Here is a 24,613-nt window from a genome sequence, read left to right as displayed (position 1 = left end):
GAGCACCGGCAGGCGGTCAACGCATGGCCGGGTCGGTCACCAGTGCTGAACTGCCTGCGCCGGCGAGGGCGGCGTCTACCGCGTCCAGCAGTGGGTTGGCGGGCAGGATCTCCACGTTCTTGCCGTCGACGCGCCGGTCGCAGTACACCTGAATCCATACTTGGCCGGTCTCTTTCACCGGGTACACATAGGACCTCGAGCTGTTGGCGGGCACGTCGAACCTCGGGTGCTGGATCCCGCCGTCGCGAAGATAGAGTGCGCACCCCGTGTCGCCGCCGCCGTCGGCGTGGACGGTGATTTTGACTTTCTCGCGGCCGCCTACGGCGTCGAAGCCGGTCGCTGTGGCTCCGGCCGGCGCGCTGGTGATGAGCATCGGGGCGGCCGCGATGGCTACCGCGGTGGCGAGCGTGGACAGCATCTTGGTGTTCATGGTTGCTCCTCGGGGGAAGGTCCGACTTGGATGCATCCAGTGTGGGTATCTGCGGGGTACTGGGCCTCCGTGCTGGCACGGTCCTCTGCGCGGGACCCCACGTAATCGCCGCCGATTGTCCGACGGCGTCTGATGGTCGTCCGGACTTCGGTCCGCGTGTGGTGTCGGGTGAGCCGGGTCGAGGGTGGGTGGAGGTTGGATTCGATGTAGCTCACGGGCCTGTAGCCGCGCGTGTGGCTTGAGAGCTCGAACGACGCTGGCGACGCAGCGTTCCGGAGGGGAAGGCGTGGCGGGTCCTCGGGCCGGAGAAGAACTTGCGGTTAGCGAACCGCGCTGTTGACCTGGCCTCAGGTCAATGCTGAGGCTTAGTCCGTAATTCGGCATCTGCTCTCGGTCTCGCGTTGGGCGAGCGTGAGCGGTCAGGTCTGGCCGCGCGCCGCTGGTCGCGGTCTTGGACGGGGATGGGGGAGCGGTCTGATGTTTCGTTCCAGTTCAATCCGCCGCGACTGGTGGCCCGGGTTTTCAGGATGTCCGGCTTGTCGAATTTCCGATGATCGCCTGAAATGGGCTTCTGACGAGGATTCGGTGAATGGGCGGGCAGCGTGGCCGACCATCTGCGGGCGGCCCGCCACGTCGAGCCGGGATCGGCGTATGCGAGCAGTTGTGCGCGACCGTCTCGGGAGAGATCGTCGCGAGCTTGCTCGGCCAACCGCGTCGCGCGGGCACGGTCGAGTTCGCGGCGCCAGGTGGTGCCGGCCTCGCGTAATCGTCTCTGCAGGGTCCGGGGGCTCGTGATCAATAGGTGGGCGACGACCGGCAGGGACACCTGCCCGTCGTCCAATGCCTGTGATATCGCGCTCGCGACTTGCTCGATCCAGGTGTCCGGCGGAGTCGGGGGAGGCGGCAACGCATCTGCGAGCGGCTGTAGAACCCGAGCCAATGTCGGGTCTTGTGTGACCAATTGGCGGCGAGTATCGACTGCCCGGAAGGTGATCGCGTCCATCGGAGCATCGAAGTCGAGTATCGCGCTGCCGAAGATCGCGGTGTGGGCGTCGAGGTCCTTTGGGGCAGGTTGGCGCAGAGTGACTCGTAGTGGGTCGAGTGGTGCGTCGAGTGCTAGGCGGCATCTGGTCAGGGTGGTGGCGAGTGTCCACAGTTGGGTGAGATCGCGGCCTCGGCCTTCTCCGTCGATGATCTCTATGGACAACGTCACCTCGTCGCCGGTGTCGGCATCGAGTTTGCAGTAGTGGTTGGTCGAGATCGCGGTGCTGTAGCGTTCGTTGATTGCCAAACCGTGTAGAAGGGTTGGCGAAGCGGCGAATAGATAGTCGAGGAGTCCGAGCCTACCCAGGCGAAAACGGTCGGCGACGTTGATCGCGATGTCGCTGTCATCGAGTTCGCGTTCGGCGACTTCCCACAATCGCAGTTGCGTCTGGCTGGGCAGGTAAGCATCCGCCGCAGCCAAAATCCCTGCTGGTAAGCCGATCTCTTGGAACAGGCGGTGCCGGGCGATGCCCATGTCCTCGAGTTCATCGATGATGAACCGATGGATGGTGACGTTGTCGGTACCCATACCGCTCCCTTGGTCGAACAAGAACGCGCACCGACAACGCTGACCGGACAGAATCTGACATGTCATCGAAAGTGTTGTCCGCCATCTGACAAACCTGTGATCGTATCGATACTGTCCGCATTCGGCATCTCGACAGGGATGTGAGTTCATCGCTCGGGACCGGGCAGCGCGCCAATGAGCCCTCCTGGCCCGGCTGATCCGCCGCGGCCAGGAGGGCCTTGGAGCGAGGCAGTCGGTCCCGCGCATCTCCGTGGTATCAGAGCTACCGGCACGTTCGCCCCGCTGCGATTACTGAGTCCGCCGACTAATTCGTGCACAGCGCCCAGATTTGGAAGTTGAGCACCGAGATGTTCCACTCGTTCATGCCGTCTGGGCAGGTGTTGTTTAGGTCGTTCCACACGTGATAATGCGGAATTGCATCCGGATGAGCTGACGCAACGGCCGGTGCGCTGATCATTGCACCTGCTGCGATCGCGGCGATTGCTGCCGCGCGTCCGGTTGTTTGCATGATCGACATTGCTATTCCTCCAACAGCGAGAGTCAACGGGGATTTCTTGTCCATCCCGTCAACGCTGCCCCCGCTGTATCAAGAGTCGGCTGGAGCGATAGCGCCAGGGTGAGTAATCATCTACGCAAATTACGAGAGCCCGGCCATTCAACTGTGAGGTATGCCGGCCGAGACTTGTCGGTTTGGTTGCTCCAGGACTGGCCTGCGGGCTCGTCATTCGATCGCAGACGGATGGAGTATGCGACTACTCGCTCCGCCGCAGGTGCCGGCTGGTGGACTGAGAACGTTCCAACATGCCCCGTGGCCTGCGGGCTCGGCGCGTGAGCCTACAGAAGTCAGGAGTCGGACGATGACGCTGGAAGCGACTCGAGCGCCTGCGCCCAATACGGTGACAGGTTCGTGGTTGTTCGGATCGACGATGGATCTCATACGTGATCCGCTGGGCGCGAGTATGCGTGGATTCCGCGAGTGCGGTGATGTTGCCCGGTTCGAACTAGGTCCGCCATGGTTGCGGCGGGAGCTTTATCTGATCAACCATCCTGATGGCGCGGCGCAGGTGCTGAACGCCGGGACGAGCCGAAACTTCCGCAAGGACGGAATTTCGTACGGATCGATTCGTGATTTGTTTGGAAACGGGCTGCTCACCAGCCAAGATGACGACTGGCAGCGACAACGCCGGTTTATTCAGCCGCTCTTCACGCCTAAAAGTGTTGACTCCTATGCCGGGGTTATGGCCGATTTGGTCGACCGGACCGTCGCCAAGTGGCGGGATATGCCTGACCGTCTGATCGACCTGCGAGCCGAAATGGTACGGCTGACCCTCGATATTGTCGGGCGAATCCTTTTCGGGGAGGACGCGGCCTCGATGGTCGGCACGGTGCGAGCGTCGTTTCCGGTGCTCGGCCGTGCGGTTTTGCGTCGTGCGATGTCGCCCGTGTGGCCGCCGCTGAGTTGGCCGACACCGGGCAACCGGCGAATTATTCGGGCACAGAACAACATTGGTGATATCTGCGACGAGATCATCGCCCATCGCCGTGCCGCGGCCGAGCCTGGCTCAGATCTGATCGGCCGCCTGGTTTCGGCCCGCAGTGGTGATGAAGCGCTCTCCGATGACGAGATTCGTGACCAGGTGAAGATCTTCCTGTTGGCCGGCCACGAGACCACGGCAACGGCGTTGATGTTCGCATTCCGGCTACTCGGGATGAACGCCTGGACGCAGCGACGATTGTGGAATGAGGTGCGGCAGGTGCCGGGCGGTGCGCCGCGTGATGCGCGGTTAGCGGGCGAGCTCGTGTACACCACGATGGTGTTGAAGGAGACGACTCGGCTGTATCCGTCGGCTCCGTTCGTCGCACGCAACTGCGTCGACGAGACCGAGATCTGTGGGTATCGGATTCCCGCAGGCGTTGACATCGGTATCGCGACCTGGGTGGTCCATCATCGTGACGACCTGTGGCCCGACCCGGAGCGCTTCGATCCGGAGCGGTTCGCCCCGGACGATGATCAGCGGCGGCACAAGCTGGCCTGGATGCCGTTCGCATTCGGGCCCCGTGGCTGCATCGGACAGCGATTCGCGATGTTGGAAGCGGCGATCGTGCTGGCGGGCCTGACCCGGGAATTCGAGTTCGTCACCCCGCCCGGCGACGTGCCGATCACGGCGGATCTGGTGCTGCACCCCAGCGGCGAGGTGCCGTGCTACCTGCGCAAGCGCCACTGAGCCAAGCATTCGAGGCGTGATCATTCTCGTCATCGGCGGTACAGTCAGGAGGGTGAATGGGCGGCGACACGGCCCCATCGCCAGACGACCGCGTGGGTATCGAGCAGGCGCTGAGCCGGCTACCTCAGGCATATTCGCTCGCCCTGCGTCTGCGTCAGACCGGAATCTCGGATGAGCAGCTGGCCATGTACCTCGACATCGCGACCGAATCCGTGACCACGTTCCTGTGCATCGCAGAGGATAAGCTCCGGGCTGCGCTGGCCGAAGGCGATGGTGGTCAGTAGCGTTCCCGGTTCGAGCGGCGCGCCGGGAAGCGACGCGCTGTGGCCGCTGACTGGTCGCGTCGAAGAGGTGCGCGCGGCCGAGGCCGCGATACGGGCCGGCGGGTTGGTGATCTCCGGTGCAGCCGGGATCGGCAAGACCCGGTTGGCGAGCAGTCTTTTCCATCAGGCCGGGTCGCGCTGGCAGCCGGCCTGGTTCGCTGCCACAGAATCGTCCCGGTCGATTGCCCTCGGTGTATTCGGAGCTGTGGCTTCCGAGGCAGCGCTCGGCGTCGACACTCTGGACCGGACTCAGCGCCTTGTCTCAGCACTGAGCGTGGCACCTGTTGGACGTCGGGCCCTCATTTGTATCGACGACGCTCATCTGCTCGACGACGTATCGGCGTTCGTCGTGCACCAGTTGGTCACTCGGCAACTGGCCTCGGTTGTTCTGACCGTGCGTTCGCACACGGCGTGCCCGGCCTCGGTCACCGCGTTGTGGAAGGAGCGCATCCTCGACCGTATCGAGTTGCAGCCGCTCTCCGCGGACGAGACTCGACACCTGCTAGTGACAGCACTCGGTGGCCACATCGAGTCGACCACCTTCCGCCGTCTGTGGGACATCACGCGCGGTAACACGCTGTTTCTGCGGCAGCTCACCGATGACGAGCGTGCCGCGGGGCGCCTGCACCGGGTCGGGTCAGTGTGGGTGTGGGAAGGGCAGCCGGCGGTGTCACCTGGTCTTGGTGAGTTGATCGCCCAGCGGATGGGTCGGCTCGACAGTGCTTTGCGCGATGTAGTCGATGCTCTTGCGTTGGCGGAGCCGATCGAGGCGGGGGTACTGTCGCAGCTCACCAGCGCCTCAGCAATCGAAGAAGCCGAGAATCAGCGGATTGTCGAGGTCGACACCGAGTCGGGCCGGTGCTTGGTGCGGCTTGCCCATCCGCTCTTCGGCGAAGCCCGCCGTGCGGCCGCGGGCGAGATGCGGTTGCGCACCCTCCGCGGCCGCTTGGCCGACGCACTCGCGCGTGCGGGCGACACCGACCCCCGGACTGCCGTGCAGCGTGCCATGCTCGAGCTCGATTCCGACCGTCGGCCCGAACCGGTGCTGTTGACGGTCGCGGCACGCGCAGCGATGCACCTTCTGGATCTCGCGACAGCCGAACGACTTGCCCACGAGGCCAGCATCGCCGGCGGTGACCCGGTGACACAGCTGACCTACGCGCTGGTTCTGGTGCTGTTGGGCCGCGGCGCGGACTCCGAAGCGGTTCTCGAGCGTCTCGCATCGGCCGAACCGGCCACCGTGCGTGTTCATGCTGCGACCGTGCGAGCCGCGAACCTGGTGTGGATGCTCGGCGACCCAGCGCGCGCGGAAACCGTATTGCGCGCCAACGAGCCGGACGCCGCACTCAACGGCCTTCACGCAGCCCACCAGGCAATCGCTGCCTGCGTGCACGTGGTGCAGGGACGTCCACGCCGCGGTGCGGAGTTCGCAGCCACAGCACTGGCCGACCCCGGCCTCCCGCCATTCCACGCGGTCATGGCCTCGGCGGCGCACGTCCAAGGGCTCGGCGCCATCGGCGACATCTCGGGCATGGAATCGGCCGCCGCTCGCGGCCAGGCCCTCGCTCGACAGAGCCCCGAAACCTCACATCTGCGGTTCTGGTTCGGCGCCCTCCAGGCTCGCGCCTACCGGCTCGCCGGTCGCCTGGACCGGGACCAGGAGACCGTTCAGCACCTTCGCGAACAAGCCGAACACGCACCACCCGGCATCGCCAGCGCCCAGATCACCCTCCTGCTCGGGCACTCCGCACTTGCTTGCGGCCGCCTCGGTGACGCCGTGCGCTGGCTCGAGGACACCCGCGCCGGGATCGATATCTATCCGGAATCCAGCGGGCTTCGCGCGGCCGTGATGCTGTGGCTGGCAGAGGCCCACGCAGCGAGTGGGCACCACGACGCCGCAGCGGCGGCACTTGCGAATCTGAAGGTGGCGATGCCGGCTCAGTACACTTTCATGCGCACTGCCGCCAGTATGTCCGCGGCGTGGACACTCGCTGCCGAGGGCGCTGTTACGGAGGCCGTCGCCGCGGTGCACGAAGCAGCCGCCGGGGCGCAGAGCCGAGGTGAGCACGCCAACGAGGTGCTCTGCTGGCAAACAGCCACCCAATTCGGCGATCCATCCGGTGCAGACCGCCTGGCAACGCTCACGGGAATCGTTCAGGGTCCGCGTGCCGATGTCGCAGCAGAGCACGCGGCAGCGCTCGCCCGCCGGGACGCGTCTGCCGTGGAACAGGCGGCGATTCGTTATCGCAATATGGGTGACATGGTCGCCGCGGCCGATGCAACTGCCCAAGCCGGGACCCTCTATGCCGCGAGCGGCCGCAATGGCCACGCTCAACTCGCGATCACCGAGGCCCATCGGCTGGCATCGGCGTGCGCGACAGCCGATACCCCCGCGTTGCGCAGCGCGTTCCAACCGGTCACGCTGACCAACCGCGAGCGCGAGATCATCCATCTCGTGGCCGAAGGCATGACCAGCCGCAAGATCGCCGAACGGCTGCACTTGTCCGCCCGGACGGTGGAGGGACATCTGTACCGAGCCGCCCAGAAAACCGGCGTCACCAATCGCGAGGAGTTGGTGGCCTTCCTGCTCGGGCGTACTGGCGCCTGAGAGCAGTCCGCCGGAAACGAGAGATCTTCGCCGAGTGAGCTGGACCGGTGGGCGAACCGGGGACTATCGGCCCTCGATGAGGGATCCAATGCCCATACGCAGCGTCTTTGCCCGGGAGAACACTGGGACCATGATGGAAAGCAACGCCAATGTGGCGACCTCGGCTCCAGATCTGACGACGGTCCGGACGGCGCTGCAGCAGGCCAGCCGCGCGCCTTCGGTCCACAACACGCAGCCGTGGCGGTGGGAGTTCGACGGCACTCAGTTGAGCCTGTACCGCGACAATGACCGCCTATTGACCGCTGCGGACCCGAATGGCCGCCAGCTGGTGATCAGTTGCGGTGCGATGCTGCATCACCTGCGGACCGTACTCACGGCATCTGGATGGCGTACCGAGCTGGAACGGGTGCCGGACCCCGAGCGCCCGGATCTGCTGGCGCGGATGACCTTCCGGCCGTGGCCCGACCCTCCTGAGGGGGTTATTGCTCGGGCGGCGGCGATCGAGCGGCGCCGCACAGACCGGCTACCGATGGCTGCTCCGACCGGCTTCGAAGAGATCATGCGGTCGGCGCGGATGCTGGCAAGCCCCCATGAGATCGAGCTGGATGTGCTGGATGACAGTGCTCGACAGCTGCTCGCGGACGCCTCGCGAGAGGCCAGTGCGAAACGGCGATACGACATGGACTACCAGGCTGAACTCCATTGGTGGACAGGACATCTACCCGAGCGCGAAGGGGTGCCCCGCACCGCTTTGCCTTCGAGTGCCGAAGCGTCTCACGTGCCGGTTGCGCGCACGTTCCCGCCAGTGCCGCACTCCGATCGTCGTGGCGACACAGACGACCAGGCCAAACTTGTCGTCTTGAGCTCGGCGGGCAACAGCCTGACCGACTGGCTGCATGTCGGTGAGGCTCTGTCGGCGGTACTGCTGGAGTGCACGCGAGAAGGCCTGGCGACGTGCGCGTTGACTCACATCACCGAGCTGGTCAGCGCGCGGAAGGCGCTCGAGCCGCTCATCGTCTGCGATGGAGTGCCTCAGGTACTGATCCGAGTCGGTGTCGCCCCCGCCGAGACCGCGTCACCTACGCCGACACCGCGGCGGCCGGTCGATGAGATCTTGACGATACGTCCGGGAACGGCCAGGGACCTCGACTGAGACGCCGTGATCGACCAGAGTCGGGGCTGTATGCCCGCGGCCGGCTGAACCGAGTGGGCGCTGAGCGGCTGCCCATTGAATCGCTCTGCCCATCTGGATTGCATCGACTTCGACAGTGGATCCGATAGCTGCTGAGACGCACCCCGCCGCACGAAGTCTCGAGTAGAACGCTTCGCTGACGGGCGCCGGGGCGCCGCGAGTTCGCGGCTCAGGCTGTTGTGGTGCGGGATCAGCGGGTGTTGGGGCTCGTCCAGCGCCGTGTGGCGCGGCGTATCGACGTGGGGCTCGAGTAGGCGAGCAGCTGGGCTTGGCGTTCGCGCGTCAGGTGGCTCGACCTGGCTGAGACCAGGCGCGCGGCTCGCGCTCGGTCCAGCTCGTTGCGCCAGGTGGTGCCCGCCTCCTGGAGGCGTCGTTGCAGTGTTCTCGGACTTGTCATCAGGCGTCGTGCGACGATGTCCAGCGATACGTCGCCGTCGTCCAGGGCTTCCGACAGCGCGACGGCAACACGATCTCTCCATGTGGTTGGCGGCTGGGGTGGCGGTGGCAGCGAATCGGCCAGGGGACGCAGGACGGCAGCGAGTGCCGGATCGCTGGTCTTCAAGGGGGAATGGGCATCTGCGGCGCGGAAGGTTATCGCGTCGTAAGGTGCGCTGAATTCGAGTGCCGCGCTGCCGAATACACTGGTGTAGGCCTCGATATGCCGCGGGGGTGCTTGTCGCAGCATGACGCGTACGGGGTTGATAGATGCATCCAGTACCTGGCGGGCTCTGGTCAGCGCCCCGACCAATATCCACAGCTGAGTGTGGTCACGGCCGCGTCCGTCGCCCTCGACCATCTCCAGGTACAAGGTGACCTCGCCAGTGTTGTCGGTGACGACCCTGCAATGGTGATTGGTTGTCACGGCGGTGAGGTGTTGCTCGGAGGTGGCTAATGCGGCGGCAAGGGTCGGGGAAGTAGCGAATAGATAGTCGTAGAGACCAAGCGTCTTCAGCCGGAAGCGCCGCGCCAAGGCGATAGCGATATCTGGATCTCCAAGGTCATGTTCGGCGACCTCCCACAGTCGCACGAGGGTTCTACTGGGGACCTGGATATCGTCGGTCGCAAGTGCCCATGGGGGCAGGCCGATTTCGCCGACCAGGTCTTTTCGGCCGATGCCCGCGGCGCGGAGCTCGCCGATAATGAACCGATGGATTGCCACGTTATCTGTAGGCATTCGACTCCTCTCAGCGCTCGTCTATTTGCCGACGGAGACAAATCGCGGCCTTCGGAAATAGCCTGTGCCGCGACACAGAACCGTAGTCGGCCGAACACGGTAGCTTACAAGGCTCGCGAGGTCGAGAGTCGACCGTTGAGGGGGTGAGAACAAATCGTGACCATTGTGAGGGCAAGGGGCCGAATTGTCGAAAACCGTGTAATCCATGATTCGGGTATAGATCACGGCTCATTCGATCTCTCGCGCCAAGGAGGAGCGTTCGTGCGGTTGTGCCCTGAGTAGCCACACCAGGAAAGCTCCGGTGACTGCTGCCATAGCCGCCGCCATGACGACAGCGCCGACGAAGCCGATAACTAGGGTGAGCCACCTCGGCTGGCCGGGTTGCCACAGCGGCGAGGTGACAGCGGTGAAGGCCGACAATCCGATGACCCAAGCTGCGGCAGTCGCGCCGACCCAGCCACCTGAATCTTCGAGATGGTCTCGGAGGACGAACCACTGGGGCACGCCGAGAGAAAAGATGATGATCAGTGCTGCGGTAGCGAGTATCGGGATCGCAGCTGTGGTCGGCAAGTTTTGCCATCCGTTGCCGGCCATCAGGCCGATCCCGGCCATCCATGCAATGAAGGCGCCGACGGCGGTCGCCAGGATCCACCGGTGCGAAGCCAGTTGCGGAATGGCGGTGCGCAGGACCCGAGCCTGAAACCCGCCAAGGACCAGGCCCTCGGCGACACCCGCCGTCAGCACTGCCGCGGCCGCAGGTGCGGTGTCGATGGGTCCGATGAGAACAGCGGTTGCGGCGGGTGCGGCGAAGCCGACTACTTCACCGACGGTGACCGACGTGAACCAGTGGCGCCACAGGTGCTTTCCGCGTTTGGCACCCGGGCTGTCGAGCGCGTCGCTGCCCGGCGCGAGATCGATCAGCACCAGCGGGTCACTGGTTGTTGCCGCAGGCCGAGGGTGCGGAGACCGAATCATCTGCGCGTGGGTGTATCCGCGATCGCGGACGGTGAGAACGCGGGCGTTGCCACGGCGCCACCGTCCGTCGATCCACAGCGCGACCGGTGCCGGGGTCAGGAAGTTGCGCCACCATGTCTTCGTCTCGGGGCGGCTCACTCGGACCACGACCTCGTCGTCTCGTCGGGTGTAGCCGACCGGCAGCGCGATGTTGCGCCCAGTCTTGTGCCCGGTGTAGCGCAGCTCGGTGAGACCACGCGCAAACCTGCAGGTGAGCGGACAATGCAGGATGCTCAGGGCCGCCGAACTCGACCACCTGGACGTTCGGTAGCCGCCGTTGTCTGCCATGGTTCCATCGTTGTCGTGGGGCACGGAGTTCGACAGAACCGAAAGCCACGCCGTGTGAGGTCTTTAGGGCCTCGGAATCGGCGGTAGGCCCCTCGAATTGGGCCCAACGGCAGAAGCCGACATACCGAAGGACTCTGTTGCGCGTCGTCGGTACGAGAGATCGTCGAGGTCAGATCCGAAGAGATCACACAGGAGAACCACAATGATGTACTGGTCTGATCATGGAATGACGGGGTGGGGATTCGCGCTGATGATCCTCATCATGGTGCTGGCATGGGCGCTGGTCGCAGTCGCGATCATAGCGACGCTGCGGATCATCTCGGCACCACCGCGTTCCCATTCACCCGTCGGCCCCGGATCGCCCGAGCAAGTCCTGGCGGATCGGTTCGCCCGCGGCGACATCGATGACGATGAGTATCAGCGGCGGCTGGCGGCCCTCCGTGCCGGCTTGAAACGCGCCTGACACGATAGCCGTTACGTGGACTCCGCGGTCCGGGTGATTCGACCGGCGACATGATCCACATCGTCCTATCCCATCGGGTGGACCACATCCGTCGGGGTTGCGTCATGCCCTGAAGTTGTCGCGGCGGTATGCCACACCTCTCGGACCGCTGCCATGGTGTTTGCGAGTGGCTGGTCGGTCGACACGGTATGAGCGTCGGGCCGCGGCACGTCATCGGCTGCCATCGACATGGCTACGTCGACGGTCACCTCGGACGCCGAGTCGCCGCCGCGGTGACGTATGCGCTGTCGAGCCAGGTCACTGGGACACCAGCAGCGGATCTGCACCAACTCTGCGGAAACCTCGGCGGCGAGGGATCTTGCGCGATCCCGTTGCTCGGCGTCGATCCAGCTCGCGTCCAGTACGACGGATTCACCGAGTTCTAAGAGCCTTTTCGCCTTGGTCAGCATCTCGTCGTACACCATGGCTTTGCCGGCGGCAGAGTACCGCCCGTGCCCATAGGTGCCGGCCGATCCGCTCAGCGCACCACGGTCGGTGAGTTCCCGTCGGATGAGATCGCTGGAAAGCCGGATGGCACCGGTCTCTTCGGCTAGTGCCTGGGCGACTGTCGACTTACCGGTGCCGGGTAGACCGCCGATCAGCACCAGCCGGATGACGGCACGGCCGGAATGATCCTCGGCTAGAGCTACGTGGCGACGAGCCCGTCCTCGCGCGGCTTCCTCACCCTGGGCGAAACGGATCACGTCGACCTTCGCCCGGACGAGTGCGCGGTAGGCGATGTAGTGGTCGAGCAACGACCTCGGCGCGGTATCCGCCGTAGCGCGGAGATAGTCGGTCAGAAGCCGTTCGGCCAGGCCGCGGTGCCCGAGGAATTCGAGATCCATGGCCAGGAAAGCAATGTCGTCGACGCAGTCGAGGTAGCGAAGTGCATCGTCGAAGTCGAGGCAGTCCAATATTCGGAAGCCGTCAGGCAACGCGAAGATGTCTTGTGCGAGCAGGTCACCATGTCCGTCGACGATGCGGGCGGCAGCGATGCGTTGATCGAACAACAGCGTGCGGCCGGCGAGGTAGCGCATCGTCTGCGCCTCGACCTTGGCCAATGCCCTCGGGTCGATGAGGTCGGATGATTGGTGGCGCAACGTGTCGAGCACCGCCAGCCAACGTTCTCGCACCGATTCGGTCCGTCCTGCTCGGTCGATCTCGGGTCCGCGGCGCGCTGCCCGATGGAAACGTACCAGCGTGTCCACCAGTGAATTCAGGTCGATACATTCTGGTCCCCACTCGGCAAGCAGCGTCGATAGCCGCAGCTTCTCGGGCATCCGCCGCATGATCAGAACGGGCTCGGCCGGTCCGCCGGTCGGGTCGGTGAGATGCCCGACGCCCAGGTATACATCCGGCGCCATCCGGCGATTGAGTTCGAGCTCGCGCGCGCAGGCTTCCTCGCGACGTTGCGGTGTGCTGAAATCGAGGAAGTCGGTGCTGATCGGCTTCTTGACTTTGTTGGCGCGGTCGCCGCACAGAACGACCAGCCCGGTATGGGTTTCATGGAGTTGCGCCCCAGCCGCGGCCGCCGTGCCGGATGCGTTCACAGCTGTTCGACCAAGTCCATGCCGGCCGTCGCGCCGCCGTCGATGACGAATTCGGATCCGGTGGAGAAGGTGGCCTCGGTGATGATGAACTCGACCATTGCCGCGACCTCCTCGGGCTCGCCGAAACGGGGCAGCGGCTGTCGGGCGGCGATCTGTTCGTCCATGCCTGCGGTCATGGGCGTATGAATGGGGCCAGGATGGACGGAGCAGACGCGGATTCCGGCCTTGCCCAGCTCGATGGCCGCGGCCTTGGTGAGTCCGCGCAGTCCCCATTTGCTGGCGACGTATCCGGCGACACCGGAGTAGCCCATGAGGCCCGCGGTCGAGGAGATATTGACGATGACCCCGTCACCCGCCGCGCGAAGGCGTGGCACGGCCACATGCATCCCCATCCAGGCGCCGGTCAGGTTGACGTCGATGACGTGCCGGAACATCGCGGGGGATTCGGATTCGACACTGCCGAAGTCGACGATTCCGGCATTGTTGACCAGCACGGCGAGCGGCCCGAAGTTCGCTTCGGCGTCATCGAGCACTCGCCGCCATTGCTCTTCCTCGGTGACGTCGAGTCGTCGGTAGATGCACGATGAGCCCAGCGAGGACGCGGTGGCTTCACCGTCGTGGTCCAAGATATCGGCGACCACGATTCCGGCGCCGGACTTCACGAGTGTGCGCGCGACGGCAGCACCGATTCCTCGCGCGCCACCGGTGACGACGATGCTTCGGCCCGCCAGTTCGAGAGCATGTGGATCGGTCATGGCTCCTCCTTCGGCAATGAGCTGATCTCAGAATTTCGCATCGCCATACTGATTGCGACAGGCGAAAGTCGACGATTTGCAGGGACTTACGGACTCACTGTTCCTGGCCGGGCCCCGCTGCCGGGGCGCTTGCTCGCGCGTGAAGACGAGGCGATCGGTCCGCGACCGTGGCAATCGCCGCCGCCAACTCGGCTCGTAGCTTCATTGCGATGGCATCCATGTCCGACGAGTGCGGCTGGTTCATCTGTGTGCGGGGGTCCGTCGCCTCGATGATGGCGCCCTCGTCGGTGGCACGCACAACGAGGTTGCAGAGTAGATGTGCGCCGATTGGTGGATCTACTTCGAGCGCGTGTGCGGCCAGCGTTGGGTGGCAGGCACCGAGGATCGAACAGTCCTCGACCGCGCGCCCGGTCTCGGCGCGCAGCGTCGCGCTGACATCGATCTCGGCCAGCACGACGAAACCTTCGTCGATCAGCGCTTCACGTACGACCGTCACGGCCTGGTCCACTGTCGACTGGACATCCACGCTCAGGTCGGTCGGCACGACAGGGATTCGGATCTCGGTGACCAGGTCTCGAGCTGCCACCGCTTCGTCAGGCGCCACCAGGTAGACCTCGGTTGGCGGCCCGATCGGCCGGAACCGGGAAACCCGCAGCCAATCGTCGAGTGCGCGGTAGGCATGGGTGATCGTCTGGTAGTCGCCGCGGTGAACGGTTCGAACGACAAGGCCGGCTTCGGTTGAGCGGATTGTCAGTTGGTCGAGGTTGCTGTTGCGGCGGGCCGCGACGGGCAGGCAGAAATCGACTTCTGTCGTCCGGCCGGGCGCGAAGTCTCCGTGGTAGGTGGTCGAGGGTGGCCCGGCCGGGCTGAAACCGGTGTCGGCGGTGAGCTGGAACAGCGTTTGCATGCCGTTGCCGATGTCATCGCCGGCGTGATCGGCCCTGACGGTGCGGTGGAGTTGAAGGACCGTTTCGGGTTCCATTTCGGCCACCATGACGGGGTAGTGCATCGGGCGACCTTCGCGATCAGGACTGGCGCGCGACTCGTTCGATTTCAGCGGCGGCGAGCCGCTGCGCCCACTGGCGCGCTCGATCGAGTTCGCCATCGGCGAGCGGACCGGTCATACCGTCGACCAGGAAGTCCATGGGTTTGTCGACGAGCTGATAACCGAGTTTGCGCAACCGCTTTCCGGCGCCGCGTGCCGCCGACCCCGGCAACCAGGGTGGTTTGGCGACCTTGGTGCCGAACGCTGCCGCGCGAGAACCCGCGGCAACCGGTTTCGCGGCGTCGAGCCATTCCCGGATTCCGATGTCTACCGTGACCGCGTCATCGGTCCGGCTCGCCGCGTCTGCGCGGGTCGATGGTCTGCTGAGTCCGAACGCGTGCGTTGGTCCGCCGACGACGAGCAAGTCCACCGAAGCGGGTATGGATTGCTGCGCGGACGCCACTTCGACAACTTCAACGGTGGCGTGTACACCCAACCCTTCGGCGACCGCTCGGGCGACTTCTGCGGTGTTGCCGTACATCGATTCGTAGACGCATGCTCGCATCACGGTCTCCTCGGGAATCGGGATTTGGATATGGCCCCGACGCTATGACCAGCCGCTCGACCTCGACAGTGCCGAACGACACCGGCGAGAGGACTTTGGTCGCAGTCGATAAGGGGCATCTCGGGTCGGACTCCACTCGGACAGCGACACCCGCTGTGACTTGATCAAGGAAACGCTGCGAGAGCCCGCGGGTCGTGGTTTGCTGAGACGGTGACCGTTTCCGTTACCGACCTCGGTAAGCAACGGGGGTCGAACCTAGCGCTCGCGACCTGGGTGTCCGCGATCAACTTCTGGGCCTGGAACATGATCGGCCCGCTGTCCACCACTTATGCCGGCGACCTGTCGCTGAGCAGCACCGAGACGTCGATGCTGGTTGCCACGCCGATCCTGGTCGGCTCGCTCGGCCGTATCGCAGTCGGCGCGCTCACCGACCGGTTCGGCGGGCGGATCATGTTCATCGCGATCTCGCTGGCATCGATCCTGCCGGTTCTGGCCGTCGGTGCCGCCGGGGCTGCGGAATCCTATCCGCTGCTGCTGATCTTCGGATTCTTCCTCGGCATCGCCGGCACGATCTTCGCCGTCGGCATCCCGTTCGCCAACAACTGGTACGAGCCCGCACGGCGGGGCTTCGCAACCGGCGTCTTCGGTGCCGGCATGGTCGGAACCGCGCTCTCGGCCTTCTTCACGCCCCGATTCGTCAACTGGTTCGGACTTTTCGCAACCCACGCAATCGTGGCGGCGGCCCTCGCGGTCACCGCGGTGGTCTGCATGCTGGTGATGCGTAACTCACCGGAGTTCCATCCGAACACCGACCCGGTCGTGCCGAAACTGAAAGCCGCGCTGAAACTACGGGTGACCTGGGAGATGTCGTTCCTGTACGCGGTCGTGTTCGGCGGCTTCGTCGCATTCAGCAACTATCTGCCCACCTACATCAAGACGATCTACGGATTCTCCGCCGTCGATGCGGGCGCGCGCACCGCGGCGTTCGCGCTCGCGGCGGTGATCGCCCGACCGATCGGCGGCGCCCTCGCCGATCGCATCGCGCCCAAGTACGTGGTGCTCGCCTCACTGGCCGGAACGGCGGTGATGGCGTCGATCGCGGTGTTCCAGCCGCCCCCGGACCTGTGGTCGGCGACCGACTTCATCCTGCTGGCGATATTCCTCGGCATCGGGACCGGTGGAGTGTTCGCGTGGGTCGCACGCCGCGCGCCGTCGAAGTCCGTGGGTTCGGTCACCGGCGTCGTCGCGGCCGCGGGCGGCCTGGGCGGGTACTTCCCGCCGCTCGTGATGGGAGCGACCTACGACCCCGCCGGCAACGACTACACAGTCGGCCTGCTGTTGCTTGTGGTGACGGCACTCATCGCACTGACCTACACGGCAATGAAACTGCATGCTAGGGAGCCGGTTCCAGCCGAAGCGAGATAGCGGCTCCGCTCGAAGGAGGTTCCGTGACCACACAGCACACCGGTGGCCCGATCGAGGATTTGCTACGCCGGAGCGGGCGGTTTTTCGTCCCAGGTGAGATCTCCGATGACGGGCGCACGGTCACTCGTGAGGGCGGTCGCGAAGGCGACATCTTCTATCGCGAGCGTTGGAGTCACGACAAGGTCGTGCGCTCCACGCACGGCGTCAACTGCACCGGTTCCTGTTCGTGGAAGATCTACGTCAAAGACGACATCATCACCTGGGAAACCCAGGAAACCGACTATCCCTCGGTCGGGCCCGACCGCCCCGAATACGAACCCCGTGGCTGCCCGCGCGGCGCCGCGTTCTCCTGGTACACCTACTCACCCACCCGCGTGCGCTACCCGTACGCGCGCGGAGTGCTGATCGAGATGTACCGAGAGGCGAAGGCCCGTCTCGGCGACCCGGTCCTGGCATGGGCGGACATCCAGGGCGACCCGGTGCGCCGCGCCGGGTACCAGCGAGCCCGTGGCAAGGGTGGCCTGATCAGAATCAGTTGGGCGGAAGCCACCGAGATCGTTGCCGCCGCGCACGTGCACACCATCAAGGAATACGGGCCTGACCGTGTCGCTGGTTTTTCCCCCATCCCAGCGATGTCCATGGTGTCGTTCGCGGCGGGATCCCGGTTCATCGAGCTCATCGGCGGGGTGATGACCTCGTTTTACGACTGGTACGCCGACCTGCCGGTCGCCTCGCCGCAGGTGTTCGGCGACCAGACCGATGTCCCGGAATCCGGGGACTGGTGGGATGCGGCGTATCTGATGATGTGGGGCTCCAACGTTCCCGTCACCCGCACGCCGGACGCGCATTGGATGGCGGAGGTTCGCTATCGCGGCACCAAGGTGGTCAGTGTCAGTCCCGATTACGCCGACAACACCAAGTTCGCCGACGAGTGGATGCCGTGCGCGGCGGGCACCGACGGGGCTTTGGCGATGGCCATGGGTCATGTCGTGTTGACCGAGTGCTTTGTCCGCCGGCGAGTTCCGTTCTTCGTCGACTACGTCCGGCAGTACACCGACCTGCCGTTCCTGATCAAGCTCGAAGAGCGCGACGGCAAACTCGTACCCGGCAAGAACCTCACCGCGGCCGATCTCGGCCATGAGGTCGAGAACGCAGCATTCAAGCCCGTCCTGATCGACGGCGCGACGAACACGGTAGCGGTACCCCATGGCTCGCTGGGGTTCCGTTACGGCGACACCGGTGTCGGGAAGTGGAACCTCGACTTGGGCGATCTCGTACCTGCGCTGACGGTCGGGCATCCGGCCGGCGAGCCGGGGGAGTCCGCCCTGATCCATCTGCCGAGCTTCGACACCATCGACGGGCATGGCGACAGCATCGCCCGCGGCGTACCCGTGCGCCGAGTCGGTGAACACCGCGTGTGCACGGTGTTCGACCTCATGCTCGCCCAATACGGTGTAGGACGGCCTGGCCTACCAGGTCAGTGGCCGGCCGGTTACGACGACCCCTCCCAGCCGTACACCCCGGCCTGGCAAGAACCCATCACCGGTGTGTCCGCCGAGCAAGCCACCCGCATCGCCAAGGAGTTCGCGGCCAATGCCGAGGAATCCGGCGGCCGATCCATGATTATCATGGGCGCCGGTATCTGTCAGTGGTTCCACGGCGACGCCACCTATCGCGCCGTCCTCGCGCTACTGATCCTTACTGGCTCAATGGGTCGTAACGGCGGCGGATGGGCTCACTACGTCGGCCAAGAAAAGTGCCGTCCGGTCACTGGCTGGGCAGCCATGGCGATGGGCACCGACTGGTCACGTCCACCCCGCCAAATGGCCGGCACCTCTTACTGGTACGCACACACCGACCAATGGCGATACGACCGGTACCGCGCCGATGCCCTGGCGAGCCCGATCGGCCGCGGCAGATTCCGGGACAAGCACACCATGGACGTCCTCGCATCCGCCGTCGCGATGGGATGGACTCCGTTCTATCCACAATTCGACCGCTCAAGTCTCGACATCGCCGACGAAGCGCGCGCGGCAGGGAAGGAGATCCCGCGCTACGTCGCCGAAGGGCTGGCCGACGGCAGTATCGAACTCGCCGTGACCGATCCGGACAACCCGAAGAATTGGCCGCGTGTACTGAGTGTGTGGCGGGCGAACCTGCTGGGGTCATCGAGCAAAGGCAACGAATACTTCCTTCAGCATCTGCTGGGCACCACGTCGAATTTGCAGGCGGCCCCGGCGGATTCCGGAATGGCTCCCCGCCAAGTGAATACCGCGCGCGACATCCCCGAAGGCAAGCTCGATTTGCTGATGTCCATCGACTTTCGCATGACCTCGACCACGCTGCTGTCCGACGTCGTCTTGCCCGCAGCGACCTGGTACGAGAAGGCAGACCTGTCGAGTACGGATATGCATCCGTACGTGCATGCCTTCACACCCGCCATTGATCCACCATGGGAGACGCGATCCGACTACGACGCCTTCGGCGCGATCGCCAGAACGTTCAGCGCTATGGCCCGCACTCACCTGGGCACGCGCGCCGACGTCGTCATGACCACGTTGCAGCACGACACCCCCGCCGCCATGGCATATCCGAATGGCACAGAACATGATTGGCGGAGCGCCGGTGAGGTACCGGAACCAGGAAAAACGATGGGGCCCATCACGGTTGTCGAACGCGACTACACCGCCGTAGCAGACAAGTGGGCCGCGCTCGGCCCCCTTGTCGAGACCCTCGGATTGAACACCAAAGGCGTGGTCACCAAGCCCGGAAAGGAGGTCGACGAACTGGCCCGGCAGTTCGGGGTGATGAACTCCGGGCCCGCCGAGGGGCGACCTGCCGTCAACGCCGCCGAGCGGATGGCCGACACGATCCTCGCCTTGTCCGGAACATCCAACGGTCGCCTGTCGGTCGAGGGCTTCCGCGAGCTCGAGAAACGGACCGGACGACCGCTCGTTCATCTCGCCGAAGGTAGCGAAGAGCGCCGTATCACCTATGCCGACGCCCAGTCCCGGCCGGTGCCGGTGATCACGAGCCCAGAATGGTCGGGCAGTGAGACCGGCGGGCGTCGTTACGCACCGTTCACGGTGAACATCGAAGAACTCAAGCCCTTCCACACTCTCACCGGCAGAATGCACTTCTACGTCGATCATGACTGGCTCGAAGAACTCGGCGAACAGCTGCCGACCTACCGGCCTCCGCTGGATATGGCACGGCTGTTCGACGAACCGGCTCTCGGCGCCGCAGGCTCCGATGGAATCGGATTGACCGTCCGTTATGTGACGCCGCATTCGAAGTGGTCGATTCACTCCGAGTACCAGGACAACCTGTTCATGTTGTCGCTGTCGCGCGGCGGGCCGACGATGTGGATGAGCACAGTCGACGCGGCCAAGATCTCGGTGCGCGACAACGACTGGGTCGAGGCCGTCAATCGCAACGGTGTGCTGGTCTGCCGCGCCACCGTCTCCCACCGGATGCCCGAAGGTGTCGTGTACGTCTACCACGCGCAAGAGCGTGTAGTCGACGTGCCGTTGTCGGAGACCACCGGCCGCCGCGGCGGCATCCACAACTCACTCACCCGATTACTCGTCAAACCCAGCCATCTGGCCGGCGGCTACGCGCAGACGGCATGGGCGTTCAACTACCTCGGGCCAACCGGAAATCAGCGTGACGAAGTGACAGTCGTCCGACGCCGGTCCCAGGAGGTGACCTACTGATGGAACGTACGAGCGACTGCGGCCGACGCGGTCCCGACCGGAGGACACCGCCATGAAGGTAATGGCACAGCTCGCGATGGTGATGAACCTGGACAAGTGCATCGGGTGCCACACCTGCTCGGTGACCTGCAAGCAGGCATGGACCAATCGCTCTGGAACCGAGTACGTGTGGTTCAACAATGTCGAAACCAGGCCCGGGCAAGGGTACCCACGGACCTACGAGGATCAGGAACGCTGGCGCGGGGGATGGGTTCTCGACAAGCGAGGCCGGATACGGCTGCGGGATGGCGGTCGCCTGAGCAAACTGGCCCGCATCTTCTCCAACCCGAAAATGCCGGCCCTGTCGGACTATTACGAGCCGTGGACCTACGACTACGACAACCTCATCACCGCTCCGCTCGGCGACCAGATGCCCGTCGCACCGCCGCGCAGCCTGATCAGCGGAAAGCCGATGAAGGTCGAATGGTCCGCGAACTGGGACGACGATCTGGGCGGATCGCCGGAAATCCTTCCCGATGACCCGATCTTGAAGAAGGTGGGCGAGCAGGTCCGGCTCGAACTCGAGCAGACCTTCATGTTCTATCTGCCGCGCATCTGCGAACACTGCCTCAATCCGTCCTGTGTGTCCTCATGCCCGTCCGGCGCGATGTACAAACGCACCGAAGACGGCATCGTGCTGGTGGACCAGGACCGGTGCCGCGGCTGGCGGATGTGTGTGTCGGGATGCCCGTACAAGAAGGTGTATTTCAACCACAAGACCGGTAAAGCCGAGAAATGCACCTTCTGCTACCCGCGTGTCGAGGTTGGTCTGCCGACGGTGTGCTCGGAAACGTGCGTGGGACGCCTGCGCTACATCGGGCTCGTGCTCTACGATGTCGATCGCGTCACCGAGGCGGCCTCGGTCGAGAAGGACACCGACCTGTACGAGGCGCAGCGCCAGATCCTGCTCGACCCTCATGATCCCCAGGTGATTGCCGGCGCACATGCTGCCGGAATCTCCGACGAATGGATCGAAGCGGCCCAGCGATCACCGGTCTATGCTCTGATCAATACCTACAAGGTGGCTCTGCCGCTGCATCCCGAGTACCGGACGATGCCCATGGTCTGGTACGTCCCACCGCTATCCCCGGTCGTCGACGCCGTCAGTCGCGACGGCCACGACGGCGAGGACCTCGGAAACCTGTTCGGAGCTCTCGAGGCACTGCGCATACCGATCCAGTACCTGGCGGAGTTATTCACCGCTGGCGATACCGCCGCCGTCGCGGCCGTGCTACGGCGGCTCGCCGCGATGCGGTCCTACATGCGAGACATCAACCTGGGCAGGGAAACCCAGCCGCACATCCCGGAGTCTGTCGGGCTTTCCGAAGAACAGATGTATGAGATGTACCGACTGCTCGCACTGGCCAAGTACGAGCAGCGGTACGTGATTCCGACTGTATACGCGGCCGAGGCCCATCGGCTCGAAGAGACCGCGACCGAGTGCGCCCTGTCCTATGAAGGAGGGCCCGGGATGTATGACTCAGGCCCGTTCGGTGAGGCCAGCGGTGGGCCGGTTCCTGTCGCTGTCGAGACTTTTCACGCGTTGAAACAGCGGCAGACCACGGAAGCGCTGGCTGCCAACCGAACGCGACCGTCACGGGTGAACCTGCTCAACTGGGACGGCAAAGGCGCCCCCGAAGGCCTGTTCCCGCGTCCACCTGCGCACCATCGCGGAGAAGACCAATGAGATCGCTGTTTCGCGGCCACACGCGGGCCAACCGCGCACCGACGCAGCACCGGCTGATCCGCCAGGCGGCCTCGCTGCTGCTGTCCTACCCCGACGAACAACTCGCAAACCGGCTCGCCGTGGTTCAAGAGCTGCTCGACCATACGAATGGAGAGCCACGCCGACTGCTCGAAAACACCCTGGATGCACTGCGGGCCACCGACCTTCTCGCACTGCAAACCGACTATGTCGATACCTTCGATCTGCGCCGGGGCGCCACGATGTACCTGACCTATTGGACCGATGGCGACACCAGGAGCCGTGGTTCAGCCATGCATGCCTTCCTGCAAACCTACCGAGATGCCGGAGTACGGGCGTTGGGTCGAGAGGCGCCTGATCATTTGACCGTCGTACTCGAATTCGCCGCTCTCGGGGACCCGGATGCGGGCGAGCGACTGCTGACCGAGCACCGGATCCCGCTCGAAGTCCTGCGCGGCGCATTGACCGAACGGAAGTCTCTGTATGCCCCGGCTGTCGACGCGGTGTGCGCGACGCTACCGCCGGTCACCGATCAGGAAGAACGGCGAGCCCACCGACTCGCCGCGGCCGGCCCACCGGCCGAAGCCATCGGATTACAGCCGTTCACTCTCACGGTGCCGCCTCGTCGCACCTCACCGGAACCGACTCGACATGGAGGAGCCGGATGAAAATGGATGCGGGGGAGATCTTCTGGGACGTTGTCCCCTATGTCACGCTGGCGATCGTGATAGTGGGAACCTGGTGGCGTTACCGCTACGACAAATTCGGTTGGACCACGCGGTCATCACAACTCTACGAGAACCGTCTCCTGCGCATCGCCAGCCCGATGTTCCACTTCGGCATCCTCGTCGTGATCATCGGGCACGTCATCGGGCTGATCATTCCCCAATCATGGACGGACGCTGTCGGATTGAGTCAGCACGCTTACCACGTACAAGCCATCACTCTCGGCACGATCGCCGGAGTAGCAACGCTTGTGGGAATCGCGTTGTTGATCTACCGCCGGCGGACACGCGGCCCCGTCTTCATGGCCACCACTGTCAACGACAAAATCATGTATGTCGTCCTGGTCGCCGCCCTGGTGGCGGGATTGGCCACCACGTTCATCGGTTCGGGCGTCGTGGGGGAGGAGCACAACTACCGAGAGACGGTGTCGCCCTGGTTCCGGTCGATCTGGATCCTGCAGCCTCGCGGTGATCTGATGGTGCAGGCGCCACTGTCGTTCCAGATACACGCGGTGATCGCGCTGGTGTTGTTCGCGCTGTGGCCGTTCACCCGACTCGTCCATGCGTTCAGCGCCCCCATCGGATACCTCTTCCGCCCATACGTCGTCTACCGGAGCCGCGAGAAGGCGGCGCCTGGCCAGCTGGTGGGTTCCCAGCCGCGGCGGCGTGGTTGGTGAATGCTGGATCGGTCGGCGTGTTCGTGTCCTCGTGTCCGCCGCACCAGCGCGGAGGGGGAACGGCGGCGCGGAGGGCGTCTACGTGGGCGCCGCAGCCCGCCCAGGTGGTTTTTCCGCACGTCCGGCAGGTAACGGGATAGCACATCAGCGGTCGTCCTCGGAGGGTGTGAAACTGGGTGGTCCCTGATAGGGGCGGTGTAGAGCGGCGAAACCCGGCGTGGTCGCCGCGTCGATCAGCGCGTTGAGGAGTCGGTGTGCCTGACGCGCCGGTGGCGGTGCCGTGAGCACGGGGCCTGAGTAGCCGTGGCCGTCGATCGAGATGATCGGGCTGCCGCCTCGTCCCCCGAGCGCCTGTTGGCTGATGCGGTGGGCAGCTGAGACGTCGGCATCGAAGCCGGGGTCGTCGAGGGCAGCGGCCAGGCCTTGGTCGAGCCCGACCGCATCGAGCGCGGCCGCAACCGCGTTGTCGTCGGTCTGGGCGCCATGCGGATGTAGCCGAGATCCCAGCTCGCGGTACAGCGACGCGAAGGAGAACTGACGCCTGGCGGCCGCGGCGAAGAGTCGTCCCACGCGGCGTGACCGCGCGATCATCGGGGCATGCTGGGCGTCGACGGTCTGCCCATCGTTCAGGACGGCCAAGCTCATCTGGGCGAGAGCGACGGTGTGCTCATCACCGGCGGTGTCGAGCAGCCAGTTCGCGCTCACCCATGCGAATGGGCACACCGGATCCACGAACAGTGTGATGGCAGCCATCGGAGCTCCTCTCATGACGCCCGCTCGCCGCGGCGAGACGGACAGCCGGGCATTCTCAGCAGATCATAATACCCCCGGGGGTATAGTGAAGGTGGGGCGGATACGAGGAGGACGAGCATGGTTGGCGACGACACTGCGATCACCGAGGTACTCAACAGGCTGCGACGAGCCCATGGCCAGCTCGCCGGCGTGATCGCCATGATCGAACAAGGCAGGGACTGCAAAGACGTTGTCACCCAGTTGGCAGCGGTGTCGCGTGCACTCGATCGCGCCGGATTCAAGATCGTGGCTACGGGCCTGCGGGAATGCCTGGAAGGCGGTGCCGTCGATCGCGCGGAGCCGATGACCGTGGACGAGTTGGAGAAGCTGTTTCTGGCCCTGGCCTGACC

The 24,613-nt window shown here is 64.7% G+C and carries 21 protein-coding genes; 11 read left to right on the top strand and 10 right to left on the bottom strand.

Features of this window, described 5'->3' with window-relative positions; genetic code table 11:
- Positions 1–16 precede the first annotated feature (16 nt).
- The 3 genes from NOCYR_RS14730 to NOCYR_RS29295 form a co-directional block, all read right to left on the bottom strand.
- A complete protein-coding gene (locus NOCYR_RS14730) occupies positions 17–430 on the bottom strand; it encodes a hypothetical protein (RefSeq protein WP_014351181.1) in 414 nt (137 codons plus the stop codon).
- 352 nt (positions 431–782) lie between these two features.
- Positions 783–2,003 carry an AraC family transcriptional regulator ligand-binding domain-containing protein gene (locus tag NOCYR_RS14725; protein ID WP_081505414.1) on the bottom strand — a complete coding sequence of 407 codons (1,221 nt, stop codon included), beginning with the start codon at positions 2,001–2,003 and terminating at the stop codon, positions 783–785.
- Positions 2,004–2,307: 304 nt separating this feature from the next.
- Entirely contained in the window at positions 2,308–2,565 is a 258-nt protein-coding gene (locus NOCYR_RS29295) for a hypothetical protein (protein ID WP_146089039.1), read from the bottom strand.
- A 295-nt stretch (positions 2,566–2,860) separates the two neighbouring features.
- Here NOCYR_RS29295 and NOCYR_RS14720 point away from each other — a divergent pair, with 295 nt between their 5' ends.
- The 4 genes from NOCYR_RS14720 (at position 2,861) to NOCYR_RS14705 (ending at position 8,312) form a co-directional block, all read left to right on the top strand.
- Positions 2,861–4,228, top strand: a complete 1,368-nt coding sequence (locus NOCYR_RS14720) for a cytochrome P450 (protein ID WP_048833393.1) — start codon at positions 2,861–2,863, stop codon at positions 4,226–4,228.
- 56 nt (positions 4,229–4,284) lie between these two features.
- Positions 4,285–4,512 (top strand): hypothetical protein, encoded by a 228-nt coding sequence (locus NOCYR_RS14715; protein WP_014351178.1) that lies wholly within the window; start codon positions 4,285–4,287, stop codon positions 4,510–4,512.
- Entirely contained in the window at positions 4,499–7,159 is a 2,661-nt protein-coding gene (locus NOCYR_RS14710; RefSeq protein ID WP_048833392.1) for a helix-turn-helix transcriptional regulator, read from the top strand. Before NOCYR_RS14715 ends, NOCYR_RS14710 begins: the two co-directional genes overlap by 14 nt.
- Positions 7,160–7,289: 130 nt before the next feature.
- On the top strand, positions 7,290–8,312 hold the full coding sequence (locus tag NOCYR_RS14705) for an Acg family FMN-binding oxidoreductase (RefSeq protein WP_048834177.1): 1,023 nt from the start codon (positions 7,290–7,292) through the stop codon (positions 8,310–8,312).
- Between the two features lie 229 nt (positions 8,313–8,541).
- On the opposite strand, the gene NOCYR_RS14700 is transcribed toward NOCYR_RS14705, so the two are convergent.
- Both NOCYR_RS14700 and NOCYR_RS14695 read right to left on the bottom strand, forming a co-directional pair.
- Positions 8,542–9,525, bottom strand: a complete 984-nt coding sequence (locus tag NOCYR_RS14700; RefSeq protein WP_014351175.1) for an AraC family transcriptional regulator — start codon at positions 9,523–9,525, stop codon at positions 8,542–8,544.
- 228 nt (positions 9,526–9,753) lie between these two features.
- Positions 9,754–10,827 (bottom strand): hypothetical protein, encoded by a 1,074-nt coding sequence (locus NOCYR_RS14695; protein ID WP_014351174.1) that lies wholly within the window; start codon positions 10,825–10,827, stop codon positions 9,754–9,756.
- A gap of 226 nt (positions 10,828–11,053) precedes the next feature.
- Between NOCYR_RS14695 and NOCYR_RS14690 the strand changes: the two genes are divergently transcribed.
- On the top strand, positions 11,054–11,290 hold the full coding sequence (locus NOCYR_RS14690; RefSeq protein WP_231855933.1) for an SHOCT domain-containing protein: 237 nt from the start codon (positions 11,054–11,056) through the stop codon (positions 11,288–11,290).
- A gap of 65 nt (positions 11,291–11,355) precedes the next feature.
- Here NOCYR_RS14690 and NOCYR_RS14685 read toward each other — a convergent pair whose 3' ends face one another.
- From NOCYR_RS14685 to NOCYR_RS14670, 4 genes are all read right to left on the bottom strand, one after another.
- Positions 11,356–12,879 (bottom strand): AAA family ATPase, encoded by a 1,524-nt coding sequence (locus NOCYR_RS14685; RefSeq protein ID WP_014351173.1) that lies wholly within the window; start codon positions 12,877–12,879, stop codon positions 11,356–11,358.
- Entirely contained in the window at positions 12,876–13,634 is a 759-nt protein-coding gene (locus tag NOCYR_RS14680) for an SDR family NAD(P)-dependent oxidoreductase (RefSeq protein WP_014351172.1), read from the bottom strand. Before NOCYR_RS14680 ends, NOCYR_RS14685 begins: the two co-directional genes overlap by 4 nt.
- 94 nt (positions 13,635–13,728) lie before the next feature.
- Positions 13,729–14,739, bottom strand: a complete 1,011-nt coding sequence (locus NOCYR_RS27930; RefSeq protein WP_081505412.1) for a DUF302 domain-containing protein — start codon at positions 14,737–14,739, stop codon at positions 13,729–13,731.
- Positions 14,660–15,160, bottom strand: coding sequence for a flavodoxin family protein (locus tag NOCYR_RS14670; RefSeq protein ID WP_231855932.1), 501 nt, complete (start codon positions 15,158–15,160; stop codon positions 14,660–14,662). Before NOCYR_RS14670 ends, NOCYR_RS27930 begins: the two co-directional genes overlap by 80 nt.
- 234 nt (positions 15,161–15,394) lie before the next feature.
- On the opposite strand from NOCYR_RS14670, the gene NOCYR_RS14665 reads away from it, so the two are divergent.
- From NOCYR_RS14665 to narI, 5 genes are read left to right on the top strand one after another with little or no spacing between them, the layout of a single operon-like run.
- The gene (locus NOCYR_RS14665) at positions 15,395–16,609 is read left to right on the top strand and encodes a nitrate/nitrite transporter (RefSeq protein ID WP_081505411.1); all 1,215 of its coding nucleotides are present in this window, start codon (positions 15,395–15,397) and stop codon (positions 16,607–16,609) included.
- Positions 16,610–16,632: 23 nt separating this feature from the next.
- Positions 16,633–20,325 (top strand): nitrate reductase subunit alpha, encoded by a 3,693-nt coding sequence (locus tag NOCYR_RS14660; RefSeq protein WP_014351168.1) that lies wholly within the window; start codon positions 16,633–16,635, stop codon positions 20,323–20,325.
- 52 nt (positions 20,326–20,377) lie between these two features.
- Entirely contained in the window at positions 20,378–22,051 is a 1,674-nt protein-coding gene (gene narH / locus NOCYR_RS14655) for a nitrate reductase subunit beta (RefSeq protein ID WP_014351167.1), read from the top strand.
- Complete coding sequence (narJ, locus tag NOCYR_RS14650; RefSeq protein ID WP_014351166.1) at positions 22,048–22,737, top strand: nitrate reductase molybdenum cofactor assembly chaperone; 690 nt, start codon at positions 22,048–22,050, stop codon at positions 22,735–22,737. The genes narH and narJ overlap by 4 nt, the downstream gene beginning before the upstream one ends.
- Positions 22,738–22,739: 2 nt before the next feature.
- Complete coding sequence (gene narI, locus NOCYR_RS14645; RefSeq protein WP_048833390.1) at positions 22,740–23,471, top strand: respiratory nitrate reductase subunit gamma; 732 nt, start codon at positions 22,740–22,742, stop codon at positions 23,469–23,471.
- Positions 23,472–23,615: 144 nt separating this feature from the next.
- On the opposite strand, the gene NOCYR_RS14640 is transcribed toward narI, so the two are convergent.
- Positions 23,616–24,224: a hypothetical protein gene (locus NOCYR_RS14640; protein WP_014351164.1), complete on the bottom strand. Its 609-nt coding sequence runs from the start codon at positions 24,222–24,224 to the stop codon at positions 23,616–23,618.
- Positions 24,225–24,341: 117 nt separating this feature from the next.
- On the opposite strand from NOCYR_RS14640, the gene NOCYR_RS14635 reads away from it, so the two are divergent.
- A complete protein-coding gene (locus NOCYR_RS14635) occupies positions 24,342–24,611 on the top strand; it encodes a metal-sensitive transcriptional regulator (RefSeq protein ID WP_014351163.1) in 270 nt (89 codons plus the stop codon).
- Positions 24,612–24,613: the final 2 nt, after the last annotated feature.

This window comes from Nocardia cyriacigeorgica GUH-2 (assembly GCF_000284035.1).
Classification (GTDB): Bacteria; Actinomycetota; Actinomycetes; order Mycobacteriales; family Mycobacteriaceae; genus Nocardia; species Nocardia cyriacigeorgica_B.
Note: the sequence above shows the minus strand (reverse complement) of the source record. Positions and strands in the feature narration are given on the sequence as shown.

Excerpts from the sequence above, each read along its gene's own strand:
- NOCYR_RS14715 (WP_014351178.1), top strand. The coding sequence starts at position 4,285 with ATGGGCGGCGACACGGCCCCATCGCCAGACGACCGCGTGGGTATCGAG.
- NOCYR_RS14730 (WP_014351181.1), bottom strand. The coding sequence starts at position 430 with ATGAACACCAAGATGCTGTCCACGCTCGCCACCGCGGTAGCCATCGCG.
- NOCYR_RS14725 (WP_081505414.1), bottom strand. The coding sequence starts at position 2,003 with ATGGGTACCGACAACGTCACCATCCATCGGTTCATCATCGATGAACTC.
- NOCYR_RS14635 (WP_014351163.1), top strand. The coding sequence starts at position 24,342 with ATGGTTGGCGACGACACTGCGATCACCGAGGTACTCAACAGGCTGCGA.
- NOCYR_RS29295 (WP_146089039.1), bottom strand. The coding sequence starts at position 2,565 with ATGGACAAGAAATCCCCGTTGACTCTCGCTGTTGGAGGAATAGCAATG.
- NOCYR_RS14720 (WP_048833393.1), top strand. The coding sequence starts at position 2,861 with ATGACGCTGGAAGCGACTCGAGCGCCTGCGCCCAATACGGTGACAGGT.
- NOCYR_RS14705 (WP_048834177.1), top strand. The coding sequence starts at position 7,290 with ATGATGGAAAGCAACGCCAATGTGGCGACCTCGGCTCCAGATCTGACG.
- NOCYR_RS27930 (WP_081505412.1), bottom strand. The coding sequence starts at position 14,739 with ATGGCGAACTCGATCGAGCGCGCCAGTGGGCGCAGCGGCTCGCCGCCG.
- NOCYR_RS14690 (WP_231855933.1), top strand. The coding sequence starts at position 11,054 with ATGACGGGGTGGGGATTCGCGCTGATGATCCTCATCATGGTGCTGGCA.
- NOCYR_RS14640 (WP_014351164.1), bottom strand. The coding sequence starts at position 24,224 with ATGGCTGCCATCACACTGTTCGTGGATCCGGTGTGCCCATTCGCATGG.
- narI (WP_048833390.1), top strand. The coding sequence starts at position 22,740 with ATGGATGCGGGGGAGATCTTCTGGGACGTTGTCCCCTATGTCACGCTG.
- narJ (WP_014351166.1), top strand. The coding sequence starts at position 22,048 with ATGAGATCGCTGTTTCGCGGCCACACGCGGGCCAACCGCGCACCGACG.
- NOCYR_RS14680 (WP_014351172.1), bottom strand. The coding sequence starts at position 13,634 with ATGACCGATCCACATGCTCTCGAACTGGCGGGCCGAAGCATCGTCGTC.
- narH (WP_014351167.1), top strand. The coding sequence starts at position 20,378 with ATGAAGGTAATGGCACAGCTCGCGATGGTGATGAACCTGGACAAGTGC.
- NOCYR_RS14710 (WP_048833392.1), top strand. The coding sequence starts at position 4,499 with ATGGTGGTCAGTAGCGTTCCCGGTTCGAGCGGCGCGCCGGGAAGCGAC.
- NOCYR_RS14670 (WP_231855932.1), bottom strand. The coding sequence starts at position 15,160 with ATGTACGGCAACACCGCAGAAGTCGCCCGAGCGGTCGCCGAAGGGTTG.
- NOCYR_RS14700 (WP_014351175.1), bottom strand. The coding sequence starts at position 9,525 with ATGCCTACAGATAACGTGGCAATCCATCGGTTCATTATCGGCGAGCTC.
- NOCYR_RS14695 (WP_014351174.1), bottom strand. The coding sequence starts at position 10,827 with ATGGCAGACAACGGCGGCTACCGAACGTCCAGGTGGTCGAGTTCGGCG.